Source organism: Streptomyces sp. DH10 (genome assembly GCF_029813805.1).
Taxonomy (GTDB): Bacteria; Actinomycetota; Actinomycetes; order Streptomycetales; family Streptomycetaceae; genus Streptomyces; species Streptomyces coeruleofuscus.
Genome location: NZ_JARVKU010000003.1, coordinates 526,581 through 541,212, shown reverse-complemented (window position 1 = coordinate 541,212; position 14,632 = coordinate 526,581). Strand labels below are relative to the sequence as shown.

14 protein-coding genes are annotated in these 14,632 nt (G+C 71.7%); 5 read left to right on the top strand and 9 right to left on the bottom strand.

Annotated elements, in window-relative coordinates; translation table 11 throughout:
* Window positions 1-60: 60 nt before the first annotated feature.
* Window positions 61-417, bottom strand: a complete 357-nt coding sequence (locus QC385_RS09400) for an ATP-binding protein (protein WP_279540775.1) — start codon at window positions 415-417, stop codon at window positions 61-63.
* A 132-nt stretch (window positions 418-549) separates the two neighbouring features.
* Window positions 550-1,707, bottom strand: a complete 1,158-nt coding sequence (locus QC385_RS09395; protein WP_279540774.1) for an adenosine deaminase — start codon at window positions 1,705-1,707, stop codon at window positions 550-552.
* Between the two features lie 123 nt (window positions 1,708-1,830).
* Here QC385_RS09395 and QC385_RS09390 point away from each other — a divergent pair, with 123 nt between their 5' ends.
* Entirely contained in the window at window positions 1,831-2,592 is a 762-nt protein-coding gene (locus QC385_RS09390; RefSeq protein ID WP_279540773.1) for an alpha/beta hydrolase, read from the top strand.
* Between the two features lie 70 nt (window positions 2,593-2,662).
* On the opposite strand, the gene QC385_RS09385 is transcribed toward QC385_RS09390, so the two are convergent.
* Entirely contained in the window at window positions 2,663-3,625 is a 963-nt protein-coding gene (locus tag QC385_RS09385) for a LysR family transcriptional regulator (RefSeq protein ID WP_279540772.1), read from the bottom strand.
* Between the two features lie 63 nt (window positions 3,626-3,688).
* Here QC385_RS09385 and QC385_RS09380 point away from each other — a divergent pair, with 63 nt between their 5' ends.
* The 3 genes from QC385_RS09380 to QC385_RS09370 all read left to right on the top strand — a co-directional run bounded on the left by QC385_RS09380 (window position 3,689) and on the right by QC385_RS09370 (window position 7,346).
* Window positions 3,689-4,960, top strand: a complete 1,272-nt coding sequence (locus QC385_RS09380) for an MFS transporter (RefSeq protein WP_279540771.1) — start codon at window positions 3,689-3,691, stop codon at window positions 4,958-4,960.
* Between the two features lie 101 nt (window positions 4,961-5,061).
* A complete protein-coding gene (gene dnaN, locus QC385_RS09375) occupies window positions 5,062-6,210 on the top strand; it encodes a DNA polymerase III subunit beta (protein ID WP_279540770.1) in 1,149 nt (382 codons plus the stop codon).
* A 119-nt stretch (window positions 6,211-6,329) separates the two neighbouring features.
* Window positions 6,330-7,346: a sigma-70 family RNA polymerase sigma factor gene (locus QC385_RS09370; RefSeq protein WP_279540769.1), complete on the top strand. Its 1,017-nt coding sequence runs from the start codon at window positions 6,330-6,332 to the stop codon at window positions 7,344-7,346.
* On the opposite strand, the gene QC385_RS09365 is transcribed toward QC385_RS09370, so the two are convergent.
* Entirely contained in the window at window positions 7,230-7,616 is a 387-nt protein-coding gene (locus QC385_RS09365; RefSeq protein WP_279540768.1) for an STAS domain-containing protein, read from the bottom strand. The two genes, QC385_RS09370 and QC385_RS09365, sit on opposite strands and share 117 nt — an antisense overlap.
* Before the next feature lie 139 nt (window positions 7,617-7,755).
* On the opposite strand from QC385_RS09365, the gene QC385_RS09360 reads away from it, so the two are divergent.
* Window positions 7,756-8,676, top strand: a complete 921-nt coding sequence (locus QC385_RS09360) for an AEC family transporter (RefSeq protein WP_279540767.1) — start codon at window positions 7,756-7,758, stop codon at window positions 8,674-8,676.
* 167 nt (window positions 8,677-8,843) lie between these two features.
* Here QC385_RS09360 and QC385_RS09355 read toward each other — a convergent pair whose 3' ends face one another.
* The 5 genes from QC385_RS09355 to QC385_RS09335 all read right to left on the bottom strand — a co-directional run bounded on the left by QC385_RS09355 (window position 8,844) and on the right by QC385_RS09335 (window position 14,569).
* Complete coding sequence (locus QC385_RS09355; protein ID WP_279540815.1) at window positions 8,844-10,121, bottom strand: thymidine phosphorylase; 1,278 nt, start codon at window positions 10,119-10,121, stop codon at window positions 8,844-8,846.
* 92 nt (window positions 10,122-10,213) lie between these two features.
* Window positions 10,214-10,618, bottom strand: coding sequence for a cytidine deaminase (locus QC385_RS09350; protein ID WP_279540766.1), 405 nt, complete (start codon window positions 10,616-10,618; stop codon window positions 10,214-10,216).
* Window positions 10,615-11,880, bottom strand: a complete 1,266-nt coding sequence (locus QC385_RS09345; protein ID WP_279540765.1) for an ABC transporter permease — start codon at window positions 11,878-11,880, stop codon at window positions 10,615-10,617. The genes QC385_RS09350 and QC385_RS09345 overlap by 4 nt, the downstream gene beginning before the upstream one ends.
* Window positions 11,877-12,998, bottom strand: coding sequence for an ABC transporter permease (locus QC385_RS09340; protein WP_279540764.1), 1,122 nt, complete (start codon window positions 12,996-12,998; stop codon window positions 11,877-11,879). Before QC385_RS09340 ends, QC385_RS09345 begins: the two co-directional genes overlap by 4 nt.
* Window positions 12,998-14,569 carry an ABC transporter ATP-binding protein gene (locus tag QC385_RS09335; RefSeq protein ID WP_279540763.1) on the bottom strand — a complete coding sequence of 524 codons (1,572 nt, stop codon included), beginning with the start codon at window positions 14,567-14,569 and terminating at the stop codon, window positions 12,998-13,000. The genes QC385_RS09340 and QC385_RS09335 overlap by 1 nt, the downstream gene beginning before the upstream one ends.
* Window positions 14,570-14,632: the final 63 nt, after the last annotated feature.

Below are 14,632 nucleotides of genomic sequence, written 5' to 3'. Positions count from 1 at the left end.
GGGCGCACCCCGGTTCCAGGGGGTGCGCCCCATCGGCGTGTGTTCCGCCCGGGCGGGAGGTCAGCCGACCGGCACGCCGTTCACCGGCAGGCCGTGCGCGGGCAGGCCCTCCACCGGCAGACCGCCGAGCAGCTTGGCGGCCGGCCCGGTCGGGCCCTCGGCGAGCAGCTGCTCGGCGACCGGCTGGGCGGCGGCGAGACCGGCACCGGCCGCCGTCTGCCCCTGGCCCAGCGCCTCGCCCGAGCCCGGCAGCGCCTGGGAGAGCTGCTCCGCCGGGAGCGCCTGGGTGACGGTCTCCAGCGTCTGAGCGGTGTCCGGGAGGGCCGGGGTGGCGGCGTTGGCGGCGCCCGCACCGGCGGCGGCGAAGGCGGCACCGAGAGCGGCGACACCGAGGGACTTGGCAGCGGACTGCTTCATGAAATGCGTCCTCATAATGGGATGACGGGGTGTGAGCGGTCCAGCGACCGTAATCACGCGGCGCCATCCGCCGCAAACTGCGGACGGATTGTGAACACCGCCCGCATTCCCTGTGTGCCGAGGATTCTCGGATCAGCTCTCCGAAGGCGAAGAACCGCTGGTGGAGGCGGTCTGCCGGAACAGCCATTCGGATTTCAGCTCGGCATATCCGGGCTTGATCACGTCATTGATCATGGCCAGCCGTTCATCGAAAGGAATGAACGCCGACTTCATAGCATTGACAGAAAACCATTGCATGTCGTCGAGCGTATAACCGAACGCCTCGACCAGGTGCTCGAATTCCCGACTCATGCTGGTGTGGGACATGAGGCGGTTGTCGGTGTTCACCGTGGCCCGGAAGTGCAGCCGGCGCAGCAGCCCGATGGGGTGCTCGGCGTACGAGGCAGCCGCCCCGGTCTGGAGGTTGGAGCTCGGGCACAGCTCCAGCGGGATGCGCTTGTCCCGGACGTACGAGGCGAGCCGCCCGAGTTCGACGCTGCCGTCCTCGTGGACCTGGATGTCGTCGATGATCCGCACGCCGTGCCCGAGCCGGTCGGCGCCGCACCACTGGAGGGCCTGCCAGATGGAGGGCAGCCCGAAGGCCTCGCCGGCGTGGATGGTGAAGTGGTTGTTCTCGCGCTTGAGGTACTCGAAGGCGTCCAGGTGCCGGGTGGGCGGGTAGCCGGCCTCGGCGCCCGCGATGTCGAAACCCACCACTCCCAGGTCCCGGTGGCGGTTGGCGAGTTCGGCGATCTCCAGGGCGCGGGCGGCGTGCCGCATGGCGGTGAGCAGGGCTCCGACGCGGATGCGCAGACCCCTCTCCCGGGCGCGGCGCTCCCCTTCCCGGAAGCCCGCGTTGACGGCCTCGACGACCTCTTCGAGGCTCAGACCGCCCTCCAGGTGCTGCTCGGGGGCGTAGCGCACCTCGGCGTACACGACGCCGTCCTCGGCGAGGTCCTCGGCGCACTCGGCGGCGACCCGGACCAGGGCGTCGCGGGTCTGCATGACGCCGACGGTGTGGGAGAAGGTCTCCAGGTACCGTTCCAGGGAACCGGAGTCGGCGGCCTCGCGGAACCAGACGCCGAGCTTCTCCGGGTCGGTCTCGGGGAGCTGGGAATAGCCCGTCGCGTGGGCGAGTTCGACGATCGTGGCGGGACGCAGGCCGCCGTCGAGGTGGTCGTGCAGCAGAACCTTGGGCGCCCGGTGGATCTGTTCCGGTGTCGGGGTGTTCGCGATGGTCTGGCTCGTCATTTCCGCACTCTAACTCCTACGCGCGTAGATCGCGCGTCCTCGTCTCCTTTACGTTTCCGTCGATACGTAACGGTGACCCCGAGGACGGGTCGAGTACACCCGCGCTTCTGACACTGTTCTGTCATGGCACACCAACCGACGCCGGTTCGCAGGGCCCGGCTGGGCAGGACATTCGGTCCGGATCCGTCGGCGGTGAGCGGCGTGGTGCTGCTGCTCCCCGGCGGCGACGAGGTCTCGGGTCGCAGGCCGTCCCCCATGGTGGCGACCGCCTCCGTACGCGCCCTGGGGCGCCGCCTGGCCCGCGCGGGCCGGGACGAGGGTCTCGTCACCCACGTGGTGCACTACCGCTACCGCGGCTGGAACGGCAGCGAGGCCAACCTCGCGGCCGACGCGGCCTGGGCGGCCGACGAGGTCGTACGGCGTTACGGAGACGTTCCCGTCTGCCTCGCCGGCATCGGGATGGGCGGCCGGGCCGGGTTGCGGGCGGGTGGGCACGAGGCCGTCAACTCCGTGCTGGCGCTCGCCCCCTGGCTCCCGGAGGAGGATGTGGCCGCACCACCCGAACCGGTGAAACAGCTGGTGGGGCGGCAGGTGCTGATCGTCCACGGCACGAACGACGGGCGGACGGATCCCGAGTTGTCGTTCCGGCTGGCGGCGCGGGCGAAGAAGGCGAATCGGGATGTGTGCCGGTTCGAAGTGCACGCGGACGGGCACGGGTTGAGTCAGTACCGGGATGAAGTTCTCGCGTTGGCCGAGGACTTCGTGATGGGGGCCTTGTTCGGGCGGGCCGTGTCCCGGCCCGTGCGGGACGCGTTCGCGGCGCCGCCGCCGTTGGGGTTGCGGATGCCGTTGGCTGCGGGGTTCGGTTCTTCGTTGCGCCGGTAGCGTCGTGGGGGTTCTTGCCGGCCGGCGGGTGCGGGCCGGCTGTGGCTTGTCGCGCAGTTCCCCGCTCCCCTCAGGTGGGCAGCAGGCTGCCTCTTCTGGAGAGCAGGAACCTTTTGAAGGCTGCCACCGGGGGTGTGTCCGGGCGGCCCTCCAGCCAGGCCAAGCCGATTTCGCGGGCCGCTCGGGGGGCCGTGACCGTCAGTTCCACCACCCCCGGGCGCGGGACGGCCGGCGGGGGCAGGAGGGCCACTCCCAGGCCTGCCGCCACCAGGCCCCGCAGGGTCTCCGCCTCCTCGCCCTCGAAGGCGACGCGGGGCTTGAAGCCGGCCTCCTGGCAGAGGTCGTCGGTGATGCGGCGGAGGCCGTAGCCGGGTTCCAGGGTGACGAACATTTCGTCCGCGGCCTCGGCGAGGCGGACGCGGCGGCGGGTGGCCAGGGAGTGGTCCGCGGGGACGACGAGGCGGAGCTTCTGTTCGTCGAGGCGGCGTGCGACCAGGTCGGGGGCGTCGGGCACGGGGGACGTCAGGCACAGGTCCAGTTCGCCGGCGCGGAGGCGTTCGAGCATGGCCTCCCCGTAGTTCTGGACGAGGCTGAAGCGGACGCGTGGATGTTCGGCGCGGAAGGCCTGGAGGAGGCCCGGGACCGTCTCGGCGCCCATGGTGTGCAGGAAGCCGAAGGCGACCTTGCCGGTGGCGGGGTCGGCGTCGGCGCGGACCTCCTCGGCGGCGCGTTCGACCTCGGCCAGGGCACGCTCGACGGAGGTGAGGAAGGTGCGTCCGGCCGGGGTGAGGGAGACCGTGCGGCCGTGACGGGCGAAGAGGTCCACGCCGAGGTCCTGCTCCAGGCGGACCATGGCCCGGGAGAGGGTCGACTGAGGGACGTTCATCTCCTGGGCGGCGCGGGTGACGTGCTCGGTGCGGGCGACACCGGCGAAGTACGCGAGGCGGGGCGCCAGCACCTTCGACATCTCCGCCATGTCTTCTGTGTCACTGGACGGTGACAGCCGAGCCCTTGAGCTGTGTTGATGCTCCATGGGAACGATTATGACGGTTTCATGCATTGGACGGATCAGTGGGTGCGTCCGTACGTTCGAAGCATGTCTCCCGCCAGTACCGGGGCGTCCACCATCGTGGGCGCCGATGCCTCTGTCCCTGCCGCCGACTCCCGTATGTCCCCGGGCGGGCCCGGCTACCGCCGGATGAGCCTCGCCCTCTTCCTCGCGGGTGTCGCGACCTTCGCGCTGCTGTACTCCACGCAGGCGCTGCTCCCGCTGATCTCCGGCGAGTTCGGGGTGGCGGCGAGCGACGCGAGCTGGACGGTGGCCGCCGCGACGGGCGGGCTGGCGCTGTTCGTCCTTCCGATGAGCGCCCTGTCGGAGCGCTTCGGACGGCGTGCGGTCATGACGGCCTCGCTGGCCGTGGCGGTGACGGTCGGACTGCTGGTGCCCTTCGCCCCGTCGCTGGGTGTCCTGGTCGTGCTGCGGGCGCTCCAGGGGGCGGCCCTGGCCGGACTGCCCGCGTCGGCGACGGCGTACCTCGCCGAGGAGGTCAGCCCCAGGGCGCTGGTCACCGCGATCGGACTGTTCGTCGCCGGCAACAGCGTCGGCGGGATGAGCGGTCGCGTCATTACCGGCTGGGTCGCCCAGGAGTGGGGCTGGCGGGTCGCGGTCGGTGTGATCGGCGCGCTCGCGGTGGCGTGCGCGGTGGCCTTCCGGATGCTGCTGCCCGCCCCGAGGAACTTCAAGGCCGGCTCGCTGCGCCCGCGCGTGCTGGCCCGGACGGTCCGTGACCACCTGTCCAACCCGCTGCTGTGCCGGCTGTACGCGATCGGCGCGCTGTTCATGACGGTGTTCGGCGGCGTGTACACGGTCATCGGCTACCGGCTGACCGAGGCGCCGTTCTCGCTGCCGCAGGGCATCATCGGCTCGGTCTTCCTGGTGTACCTCGTCGGTACGGTGTCGGCGTCGACGGCCGGCCGTCTGGTGGGCCGGCTGGGCCGCCGGGGCGCCCTGTACGCGGGCGGCGGCACGACGGCGGCGGGTCTGCTGCTGTCCCTGGCCGGCTCCCTCCCGCTGGTCCTGCTGGGCCTGGTCCTCATCACGGCGGGCTTCTTCGCGGGCCACGCGGTGGCCTCCTCGGCGGTCAGCAAGACGGCCACGACCGGCCGCGCACAGGCCTCGGCGCTCTACCAGTCGGCGTACTACATCGGATCCAGCGCGGGCAGCACGGCCGGCGCGATCGCCTTCCACGCGGGCGGCTGGGCCGGGACCGTCGGGGTCGGCCTGCTGGCGGTCCTGGGCGTCGTCACGATCACGGTCTTCGGAACGCGGGCGGCCCGGATGCAGCGGCGGCTGGCCACCGCCGCCTGAGCCCGGGGCCCGGGCCGTTCCCCCTGGTCGGGGCCGGTTGTCAGTGGGCGCGGATAACCTCCGCCTCCGCTGACCACCGGATTCGAGCAGGGGGATTTTCCATGGAGTTCCGCATCGACCGTACGGCGTTCGCCGAGGCCGTGGGCCGGGCGGTACGGGCGCTGCCCGCGCGGACGCCGGTGCCGGTGCTGGGCGGACTGCTGCTGGAGGCGGACGCGGGACGGCTGGCCGTGACGGGGTTCGACTTCGAGGCGGCGGTACGGGTCGAGGCCGACGCGGAGGTCGCGGTGCCCGGGCGGGTGCTCGTCCCGGGGCGGCGGCTGCTGGACGTCAGCCGGGTGCTGCCGGACGGGCCGGTGAGCTGTGCGCTGGAGACGTCGCGGTTCGCGGTGGAGGCGGACGGAACGCGGTTCGGGCTGTCGACGCTGCCCCTCGCCGAGTACCCGGCCCTGCCGGCGCCGCCAGCGCCGTACGGCACGGTGGACGCCGCCGCGTTCGCGACGGCCGTCGCCCAGGTCGCCGTCTCGGCCGGGCGCGACGACTCGCTGCCGCTGCTGACGGGTGTCCAACTGCGCCTGGAGGACGGGCGGATGACACTGGCCGCTTCGGACCGCTACCGGTACGCCGTGCGGCGGCTGGAGTGGCGGCCGGGGGCGGCGGCCGACGGTGTGGTGGATGCGCTGCTGCCCGCGCGGCGCCTGCTGGACGCCGCGCGGTCGCTGGGGCGCTGCGGGGAGGTGCTGATCGGGTGGGACCCGGCCGCCGGCGGCGGACTGATCGGCTTCGAGGGCGGGCGGACGCGGACGGCGCTGCGGCTCCTGGACGGGCGGCTGCCGACGTACAAGTCGCTGTTCGACATGGCGGGGGCCGCCGTCGCCGAGGTGGCGCGCGAGGAGCTCGCGGAGGCCGTGCGGCGGGTCGCGGTGGTGGCGGAAGCGAACAGTCCGGTGCGGCTGGACTTCTCGTCCGACGGGTCCGTCACGCTCCGCGCCGGCTACGGCGACGACGTGGCGGCCCAGCGGCTGCCGGCCACGCTGACCGGCGCCGACGAGGTGCCCGTGGCCTTCAACCCGGCCTATCTGCTGGACGCGCTGACGTCCTTCGAGAGTCCGAGCGTACGGCTGGAACTGCTGGGGGCGGGGCAGCGGGCGCTGCTGCACGCGGTGCCGGGCGACGGGGCCGCCGAGGGGGCCGGGGAGACGGCCGGGGAGCACCGGCATCTGCTCATGTCGGTGAAACAGCTGGTCTGAAGCACCGCTCCTGCCTGCGCGTTCGTGCGCTCGGGGGGCCGTTGTCAGTGCGCTGCGGTAGCTTCCGAAGTGCTGGACGCGATGGCGCGTGACAGAAATTCCACAGGGGTGGGTGGACGATGACGAACGGCACGGCGACACCAACAGATCTGGACACCAGGCTGGAGGCACACCGGACGGAGCTGACGGGGTACTGCTACCGGATGCTCGGCTCCTCCTTCGAGGCCGAGGACGCGGTGCAGGACACGATGATCCGTGCCTGGCGCAGCTACGACAAGTTCGAGGGCCGCTCCAGCCTCCGCTCCTGGCTCTACCGCATCGCGACCAACGTGTGCCTGGACATGCTGACCGCGGGCAACAAGCGCGCCAGGCCCATGGACCTGACCGAGTCCACCCCGCTCGCCCAGGCGGCCCTCACCCCCCGCCCGGACAACACCTGGCTGGAGCCCATGCCGGACGCCCGTGTGCTGCCCACGACCGACGACCCGGCGGAGGCGGCGATAGCCAAGGAGTCCGTGCGGCTCGCCTTCATGGCCGCTCTTCAGCAGCTGCCGGCCAAGCAGCGGGCCGTGCTGATCCTGCGCGAGGTGCTGGCCTGGAAGGCCAGCGAGGTCGCCGAGTTGCTGGGCACGTCCGTGGCGTCGGTCAACAGCGCTCTCCAGCGGGCCCGCGCGACCCTGGCCGAGCGGAAGGAGCCGGGCGCCGACGCGACCGTCTCCGACCCGCTGGACGAGGACCAGCAGAAGCTGCTGGACCGCTATGTGGCGGCCTTCGAGGGCTACGACATGACGGCGCTGACGTCCCTGCTGCACGAGGACGCGGTGATGACGATGCCGCCGTTCGACCTGTGGCTGACCGGCGTCGGCGACATCACCGGCTTCATGACCACCCTGGGCGCGCCCTGCGCGGGTTCCCGGCTGGTGCCGGTCCAGGTCAACGGCCTGCCGGGGTTCGCCCAGTACAAGCCCGACCCGGAGAAGGGCGGCTTCTCGCCGTGGGCGGTCCAGGTGCTGGAGATCTCAGACGGCCGGATCACCGGGTTCCACTGCTTCCTCGACACGCAGCGCTGGTTCCCGCTCTTCGACCTGCCCCTCCACCTCGAAGCGGAGACCGACCAGGTCGAGCAGGGCGCGTAGGGCCGGGTCGGGGTCGCGCAGTCTGATCCGGCCCCCGGCCCTGCGAGCGGCGAGCTGGAGGCGTGCGAGCAGGTCGACGGCGGCGAGCCCCGGCGGCCCGAGGCCCCCGACGTCGCACACCACGACCCGGGCACGGCTGGTGTGCAGCAGTGACCTCACGTCGTCGCTCAGTCCGCTCACCTGGTCCCGGGCGACGGGGCCGGGGAGCACGAGCACGGGGGGTTTCATGGCGTCCACGATCGGTAGACCGGGCGGGTGGCGGTAACTCATCGCGGCTGTCCGTCCTGTCGGCGCCGAAAGGATCACATTGACCTCGGTACGGCCTTCCCCGGAGGGTTGGCTGTATGGCCCATGCATCCGCCCCTCCCGCGCTGTCCGCTGCCCGTGCCGCCGCCGGTGAGGGGACCCCGTGCAGGGGGTGCTGAGCGGCTTCGCGGTCATCGCGGTCGTCATCGGGGTCGGCTATCTGATCGGCCGCCGCGGGTATCTGGGCGACGGCGGGCGCGAGGTCCTGACGAAGCTGGCCTTCCACGTCGCGTCTCCCGCCCTGCTCTTCACCACGCTCGCCCAGGCCGACCTGTCGGTGATCTTCTCCGACCGGCTGCTGGTCACGGCGATGAGCACGGCGGCGGTGGCGGGTGTCTTCGTGGCGGTGGGTGCCGCGCGCGGCTGGGGTGTGGGCCGGACCACGATCGGCGCGCTGTGCTCCAGCTACGTCAACTCGGGGAACCTCGGCATCCCGATCGCGGTGTACGTGCTGGGCGACGCGTCACTGGTCGCGCCGGTGCTGCTGTTCCAGCTGGTGGGCGTCACGCCGGTGGCGCTGACGGTCCTGGACCTGGCGAGCGGCGGAGTGAAGCGCCCCCTGTGGCAGCGCCTGCTCACGCCCCTGCGCAACCCGATAGCCCTGGGCTCCCTGGCCGGTGTGGCGGCGTCGGCGTCGGGCCTGCGCGTCCCCGGCCCCTTGATGGACCCGCTCACGCTGATCGGCAACATGTCGGTCCCGGCGGTGCTGCTGGCCTTCGGCATCTCCCTGCGCGGCAGCACGCTCCCGCTGCGCGGCGCGGAACGAGCCCCTGTCCTCCTCGCCGTGGCCCTCAAGGCGGTCGTCCAGCCCCTGGTCGCCTGGGCCCTCGCAGCGGGCGTCTTCGGCCTCCACGGGGCCTTGCTGCTCGACGTGGTGGTGACGTCGGCGCTTCCGGCGGCGCAGAACCTCTTCACGTACGCGAGCAGCTACCGGGTGGGCGAGGTGCTGGCGCGGGAGGCGATCTTGTTGTCGACGGTGCTGGCGGTGCCGGTTCTGGTGGTGGTGGCGGCGCTTCTCGGGTGAATCGCTTCTCCGGGAACTCGCCGGTGCCGAGTTCCAGACCGAAGGGTTCCGGCAGCGTGATCCGTTCTCCCCGTCGCCGTCGAGCACGCTCAGGGCGCTGGCCAACCCCCCGAACGGGACCGGCGGCGGTCCGCCGGTCCCGTTCCCCCCGGAGAGGAAAGCGCGGGTCAGGCGATACGTTCCAGCACCACCGGCGACGCCGTGAAGTCCGTGCCCGGCGCCGCGATGTCGTACGAGCCCTCGACCGCGTCCAGCGCGTACTCGAAGCGCTCCGGCGTGTCCGTGTGGAGGGTCAGCAGCGGCTGGCCCTCCCGCACCGTGTCCCCCGGCTTGGCGTGCATCTCGACGCCCGCGCCCGCCTGGACCGGGTCCTCCTTGCGGGCGCGGCCCGCGCCCAGGCGCCAGGCCGCGACGCCGATGTCGTAGGCGTCGAGGCGGGTGAGGACGCCCGAGGCCGGGGCCTTGATCACGTGCTGCTCGCGTGCCACCGGCAGCGCCGCGTCCGGGTCGCCGCCCTGGGCGGTGATCATGCGGCGCCACACGTCCATCGCCGAGCCGTCGGCCAGGGCCTTCGCCGGGTCGGCGTCCCTCACCCCGGCGGCGTCCAGCATTTCGCGGGCCAGGGCGATCGTCAGCTCGACCACGTCCGCCGGGCCGCCGCCCGCCAGGACCTCCACCGACTCGCGGACCTCCAGCGCGTTGCCGGCCGTCAGGCCGAGCGGGGTCGACATGTCCGTGAGGAGCGCGACCGTCTTCACGCCGTGGTCGGTGCCGAGGCCCACCATCGTGGAGGCCAGCTCGCGGGCGTCCTCCAGGGTCTTCATGAAGGCGCCCGTGCCGACCTTCACGTCCAGGACCAGCGAGCCCGTGCCCTCCGCGATCTTCTTGGACATGATCGAGGAGGCGATCAGCGGGATCGCCTCGACCGTGCCGGTGACGTCCCGCAGCGCGTAGAGCTTCTTGTCCGCGGGGGCGAGGCCGTCGCCCGCCGCGCAGATCACCGCGCCGGTGCCGTCCAGGACGGACAGCATCTCCTCGTTCGAGAGCAGGGCGCGCCAGCCGGGGATCGACTCCAGCTTGTCCAGGGTGCCGCCGGTGTGGCCGAGGCCGCGGCCCGACAGCTGCGGGACCGCCGCGCCGCAGGCGGCCACCAGCGGGGCGAGCGGCAGCGTGATCTTGTCGCCGACGCCGCCCGTGGAGTGCTTGTCGGCCGTCGGGCGGGACAGGGACGAGAAGTCCATGCGCTCGCCGGAGGCGATCATCGCGGCCGTCCAGCGGGCGATCTCGCGGCGGTTCATGCCGTTGAGCAGGATGGCCATCGCGAGGGCCGACATCTGCTCGTCGGCCACCTCCCCGCGGGTGTACGCGTCGATGACCCAGTCGATCTGCTCGTCGCTGAGTTCGCCGCGATCCCGCTTGGTGCGGATGACGGAGATGGCGTCCATGGCCATGGCTTGGGCTTCCTTCCGAGGATTCCAGAAGCCGTACGGCCCCCCTGAGCCGGTCGCGTGAGCAACTCAGGGGGGCCGCACGGGGATTACTTGGTGAGGTGCTCCGGGCCGAAGGCCTGGGGCAGCATCTCCGACAGCGGCAGGATCCCCGCCGGGGTCTCCAGCAGCAGGTCCGGGCCGCCGAACTCGTGCAGCAGCTGACGGCAGCGGCCGCACGGCACGAGCGTGGCGCCGTCGCGGTCGACGCAGGTGAAGTGCGTCAGCCGGCCGCCGCCGGTGTTGTGCAGCTCGGAGACCAGGCCGCACTCGGCGCACAGGCCGAGCCCGTACGAGGCGTTCTCGACGTTGCAGCCGGAGATGATCCGGCCGTCGTCGACCAGGGCGGCCACGCCGACCGGGTAACCGGAGTAGGGGGCGTACGCCCGGGACATGGCGTCCCGGGCCACCGCGCGCAGCTTCTCCCAGTCGACGTCCGGGCCGGCGCCGGTCACTTGCCCTGCCCCTTCCGGTACGGCATGCCGTTCGCCCTCGGCATCCGCAGGCGCTGGGCGGACAGGGCGAGGACCACCAGGGTGATGACGTACGGCGTGGCGGAGACGACCTGGTTCGGGACCTCGTCGGTGGTCGCGTACCAGGTGAACACCAGGGCGCCGGCGACCAGGGTGCACACGGCCGGGACGTACTTCTTGCGGACCACGAGCCAGATCGCGCCGATGACCAGCAGCAGCGCGCCGAGCAGCAGCAGGGCGTGGACGTTGGCGGAGCCGCCGCGCAGGTTGAGGCTGTCGGTGTAGCCGAACAGGCCCGCGCCGAGGGCGAGGCCGCCCGGCATCCAGTTGCCGAAGATCATCGCCGCCAGGCCGATGAAGCCGCGGCCGCTGACCTGGCCCTCCAGGTAGAAGGGGTTCGCGACGATCGACAGGAAGACACCGCCGAGGCCGGCCAGACCGCCGGAGACGACCACGGCGATGTACTTGTACTTGTAGACGTTGACGCCGAGGGACTCGGCGGCGACCGGGTTCTCGCCGCAGGAGCGCAGCCGCAGGCCGAACGCCGTGCGCCACAGCACCCACCAGGTGCCGGGGATCAGCGCGACGGCGATCAGGGTCAGCCAGGAGACGTTGGTGACCAGGCCGCCGAGCAGGCCGGCGATGTCGGAGATGAAGAACCAGCCCTGGTTGTTGAGGTCCCTGAGCGCGTCGGACAGGCCCGGCACCGTGAAGCTGCCGAGGGAGTCGACCGCCGGGGACTGCTTGGCGGAGCCGCCCGTGTGGCCCTCGAAGGCGAGGGGCGCGAGGTAGCGGGTGGCGCCGAGGGCGAGGATGTTGATGGCCACACCGGAGACGATGTGGTTGACGTTGAAGGTGACGGTCACGAAGGCGTGCAGCAGGCCGCCGATCGCGCCGCCGGCGATGCCCACCAGGACACCGGTCCACGGGCCCCACTGGAAGCCGGCCCAGGCGCCGAACCAGGTGCCGAGGATCATCATGCCCTCGAGGCCGATGTTGACCACGCCCGCGCGCTCGGCCCACAGGCCGCCGAGACCGGCGAGGCCGATCGGCACGGCGAGCTGGAGCGCGGTGGACATCTGGCTGACGTTGGTGATGCCGTCGGCGCCGGTGATGAGACGGACGATCGAGGTGAGCGCGAGGCCGCCGGCGATGATCAGCAGCAGGACGGGCAGCGACAGGCGGCGGCCGGTCGGCGCCGCGGGCTGCAGCGTGGGCTGGTTGAGGTCGGTCGCGGTGGTCATCGGCCAGCCACCTCCTTCGTGGTGTTGTTGTTGCCGAGGACGTGACCGGCGGCCAGTTCGGCGCCGACCCGGCGCTGCTGGCGGCGCAGGCCCCACTCGCGGACGGCCTCGTAGGAGACGACGACCGAGAGCACGATCAGGCCCTGCATGATGACCGCGATCTCCTTGTCGTAGCCGTGGAAGTCCAGCTCGGGCGAGGCCTTGTCGAGCCAGGCCCACAGCAGGGCGGCGAAGGCGATGCCCACGGGGCTGTTGCGGCCGAGCAGGGCGATGCCGATGCCGAGGAAGCCGATGCCCGTGGGGAAGTTCAGGCTGTAGGTGTGGGTGTCGCCGAGCAGGATCGGCAGGCCGGCCAGGCCCGCGATACCGCCGGAGATCAGCATGGCGCTGAGCACCATCCGCTTGGGGTCCACACCGCTGGCCGCGGCGGCGGTCTGCGAAGCGCCGGAGGCGCGCAGGTCGAAGCCGAAGCGGGTGCGGTTGAGGACGACCCAGTAGCCGACGCCGAGCAGGACGGCGAGCAGCACCAGGCCGTAGATCTCGCCGGCCGCGCCCACGGGAATGCCGGGGATCCAGCCGGACTCGTGCATCTCGCCGGTGGTGTTGTTGTTGCCGACCTTCACACCGAAGACGTTCGGCAGCCACAGGTAGGCGATCACGGAGGTGGCGATCGCGTTGAGCATGATCGTGGCGACGACCTCGCTGACGCCGCGGGTGACCTTGAGGACACCGGCGATGCCGGCCCAGAAGGCGCCGGTGAGGACGGCGGTCAGGAGCAGCAGCGGGACCTGGAGGGCGGCCGGCAGAGCGACGTGGGCGCCGACGATCGCGGCCAGCATCGCGCCGAGCTGGTACTGGCCGTCGACGCCGATGTTGAACAGGTTCATCCGGAAGCCGATGGCCACCGAGAGCGCCGCGATGTAGTACATCGAGGCCTGGTTGATGATCAGGACCTGGATGTCCGAGAAGCCGAGCTGCTCGAACATCAGGGCGTACGGCTCGACCGGGTTCTGGCCCGACGCGACCAGCACGATCGAGGTCAGGGCGAAGGCCACGGCGAGCGCGATGACCGGTCCGGCCACCGCGAGGAGCACGCGCTCCCTGTCGAACTTCTTCATCAGCGGGCCTCGTCTTCCGGAGACTCGGGGGCGTCGCCCTTCGAGGTCTCGGGGGTCTCTTCGTGCTCGAGGTGCCCGGTGGCGGCACCGGTCATGGCCGAGCCGAGCTCTTCGGGGGTGATGGTTGCCGGGTCGGCGTCCGCGACCAGCTTGCCGTTGTAGATCACGCGCAGCGTGTCGGACAGGCCGATGAGCTCGTCCAGGTCGGCGGAGATCAGCAGGACGGCCAGGCCCTCGCGGCGGGCCTCGCGGATGTGGTCCCAGATGGCTGCCTGGGCGCCGACGTCCACACCCCGGGTGGGGTGGGCGGCGATCAGGAAGCGCGGCTTGTGGCTCATCTCGCGGCCGACGATCAGCTTCTGCTGGTTGCCGCCGGACAGGGAGGCGGCGGTGACGTCGATGCCGGGGGTGCGGACGTCGTACTCCGTGACGATCCGGCGGGTGTCCTCCTGGGCCGCCTTCGGGTCCAGCCAGACGCCCTTGGCGAGGGGCTTCTCGGTGACGTGGCCGAGGATGCGGTTCTCCCAGAGGGGGGCCTCCAGAAGCAGGCCGTGGCGGTGGCGGTCCTCGGGGATGTAGCCGATGCCCTGCTCGCGGCGCCTGCGGGTGGGCCAGGCGGTGATCTCCTCGTCGGCGAGCCGGATGGTGCCGGAGTCGGCGGACCGCAGGCCGATGAGCGCGTCGACCAGCTCGGTCTGGCCGTTGCCCTCGACACCGGCGATGCCGAGGATCTCGCCCGCGTGGATGGTGAAGCTGATGTCGTCGAGGAGGGCCTTGCCGCCCGGTGCGGCCAGGCGGAGCCCGTCGACGGCGATGACCGGGCGGTCGGTGACCGTGGACTCGGCCGTCTCGGGCGTGGGCAGCTCGCTGCCGACCATCATCTCCGCGAGCTGGCGCGGGGTGGTCTCGGCGGGGACGGCCGTACCGACCGTGGTGCCGCGGCGGATGACGGTGATCTCGTCGGCGACGGAGAGTACCTCGCCGAGCTTGTGCGAGATGAAGATGACCGACAGGCCCTCGGACCGCAGTTCGCGCAGGTTGGCGAAGAGGGCGTCGACCTCCTGCGGCACGAGCACGGCGGTCGGCTCGTCCAGGATGAGGATGCGGGCGCCGCGGTAGAGGACCTTGAGGATCTCCACGCGCTGGCGGGCGGCGACGCCGAGCTCCTCGACCAGGAGGTCGGGGTCGACGTCGAGGCCGTAGCGCTCGGAGAGGTCCTTGATCTTGCGGCGGGCCTTGGCGCCGATGCCGTACAGCTTCTCGCTGCCGAGCACGACGTTCTCGAGGACGGTCAGGTTGTCGGCGAGCATGAAGTGCTGGTGGACCATGCCGATGCCGCGGACGATGGCGTCGGCCGGCGACGAGAAGGTGACCTGCTCGCCGTCGACGGCGATGGTGCCCTCGTCCGGCTTCTGCATGCCGTAGAGGATCTTCATCAGCGTCGACTTGCCGGCGCCGTTCTCGCCGACGAGGGCGTGCACGGTGCCCTTGCGGACGCTGAGGTGGATGTCGTGGTTGGCCACGACGCCCGGGAAACGCTTCGTGATCCCGGCGAGCTCGACGGCGGTCACCGATTCCTTGACCGCCGCTCCGGCCGGAGGGCTGCTGGACGCGTTGATGGCGCACTCTCCTGG

Excerpts from the sequence above, each read along its gene's own strand:
- QC385_RS09370 (WP_279540769.1), top strand. The coding sequence starts at position 6,330 with ATGACGAACGGCACGGCGACACCAACAGATCTGGACACCAGGCTGGAG.
- QC385_RS09380 (WP_279540771.1), top strand. The coding sequence starts at position 3,689 with ATGTCTCCCGCCAGTACCGGGGCGTCCACCATCGTGGGCGCCGATGCC.
- QC385_RS09340 (WP_279540764.1), bottom strand. The coding sequence starts at position 12,998 with ATGAAGAAGTTCGACAGGGAGCGCGTGCTCCTCGCGGTGGCCGGACCG.
- dnaN (WP_279540770.1), top strand. The coding sequence starts at position 5,062 with ATGGAGTTCCGCATCGACCGTACGGCGTTCGCCGAGGCCGTGGGCCGG.
- QC385_RS09390 (WP_279540773.1), top strand. The coding sequence starts at position 1,831 with ATGGCACACCAACCGACGCCGGTTCGCAGGGCCCGGCTGGGCAGGACA.
- QC385_RS09355 (WP_279540815.1), bottom strand. The coding sequence starts at position 10,121 with ATGGACGCCATCTCCGTCATCCGCACCAAGCGGGATCGCGGCGAACTC.
- QC385_RS09345 (WP_279540765.1), bottom strand. The coding sequence starts at position 11,880 with ATGACCACCGCGACCGACCTCAACCAGCCCACGCTGCAGCCCGCGGCG.
- QC385_RS09400 (WP_279540775.1), bottom strand. The coding sequence starts at position 417 with ATGAAGCAGTCCGCTGCCAAGTCCCTCGGTGTCGCCGCTCTCGGTGCC.
- QC385_RS09385 (WP_279540772.1), bottom strand. The coding sequence starts at position 3,625 with ATGGAGCATCAACACAGCTCAAGGGCTCGGCTGTCACCGTCCAGTGAC.
- QC385_RS09365 (WP_279540768.1), bottom strand. The coding sequence starts at position 7,616 with ATGAGTTACCGCCACCCGCCCGGTCTACCGATCGTGGACGCCATGAAA.
- QC385_RS09395 (WP_279540774.1), bottom strand. The coding sequence starts at position 1,707 with ATGACGAGCCAGACCATCGCGAACACCCCGACACCGGAACAGATCCAC.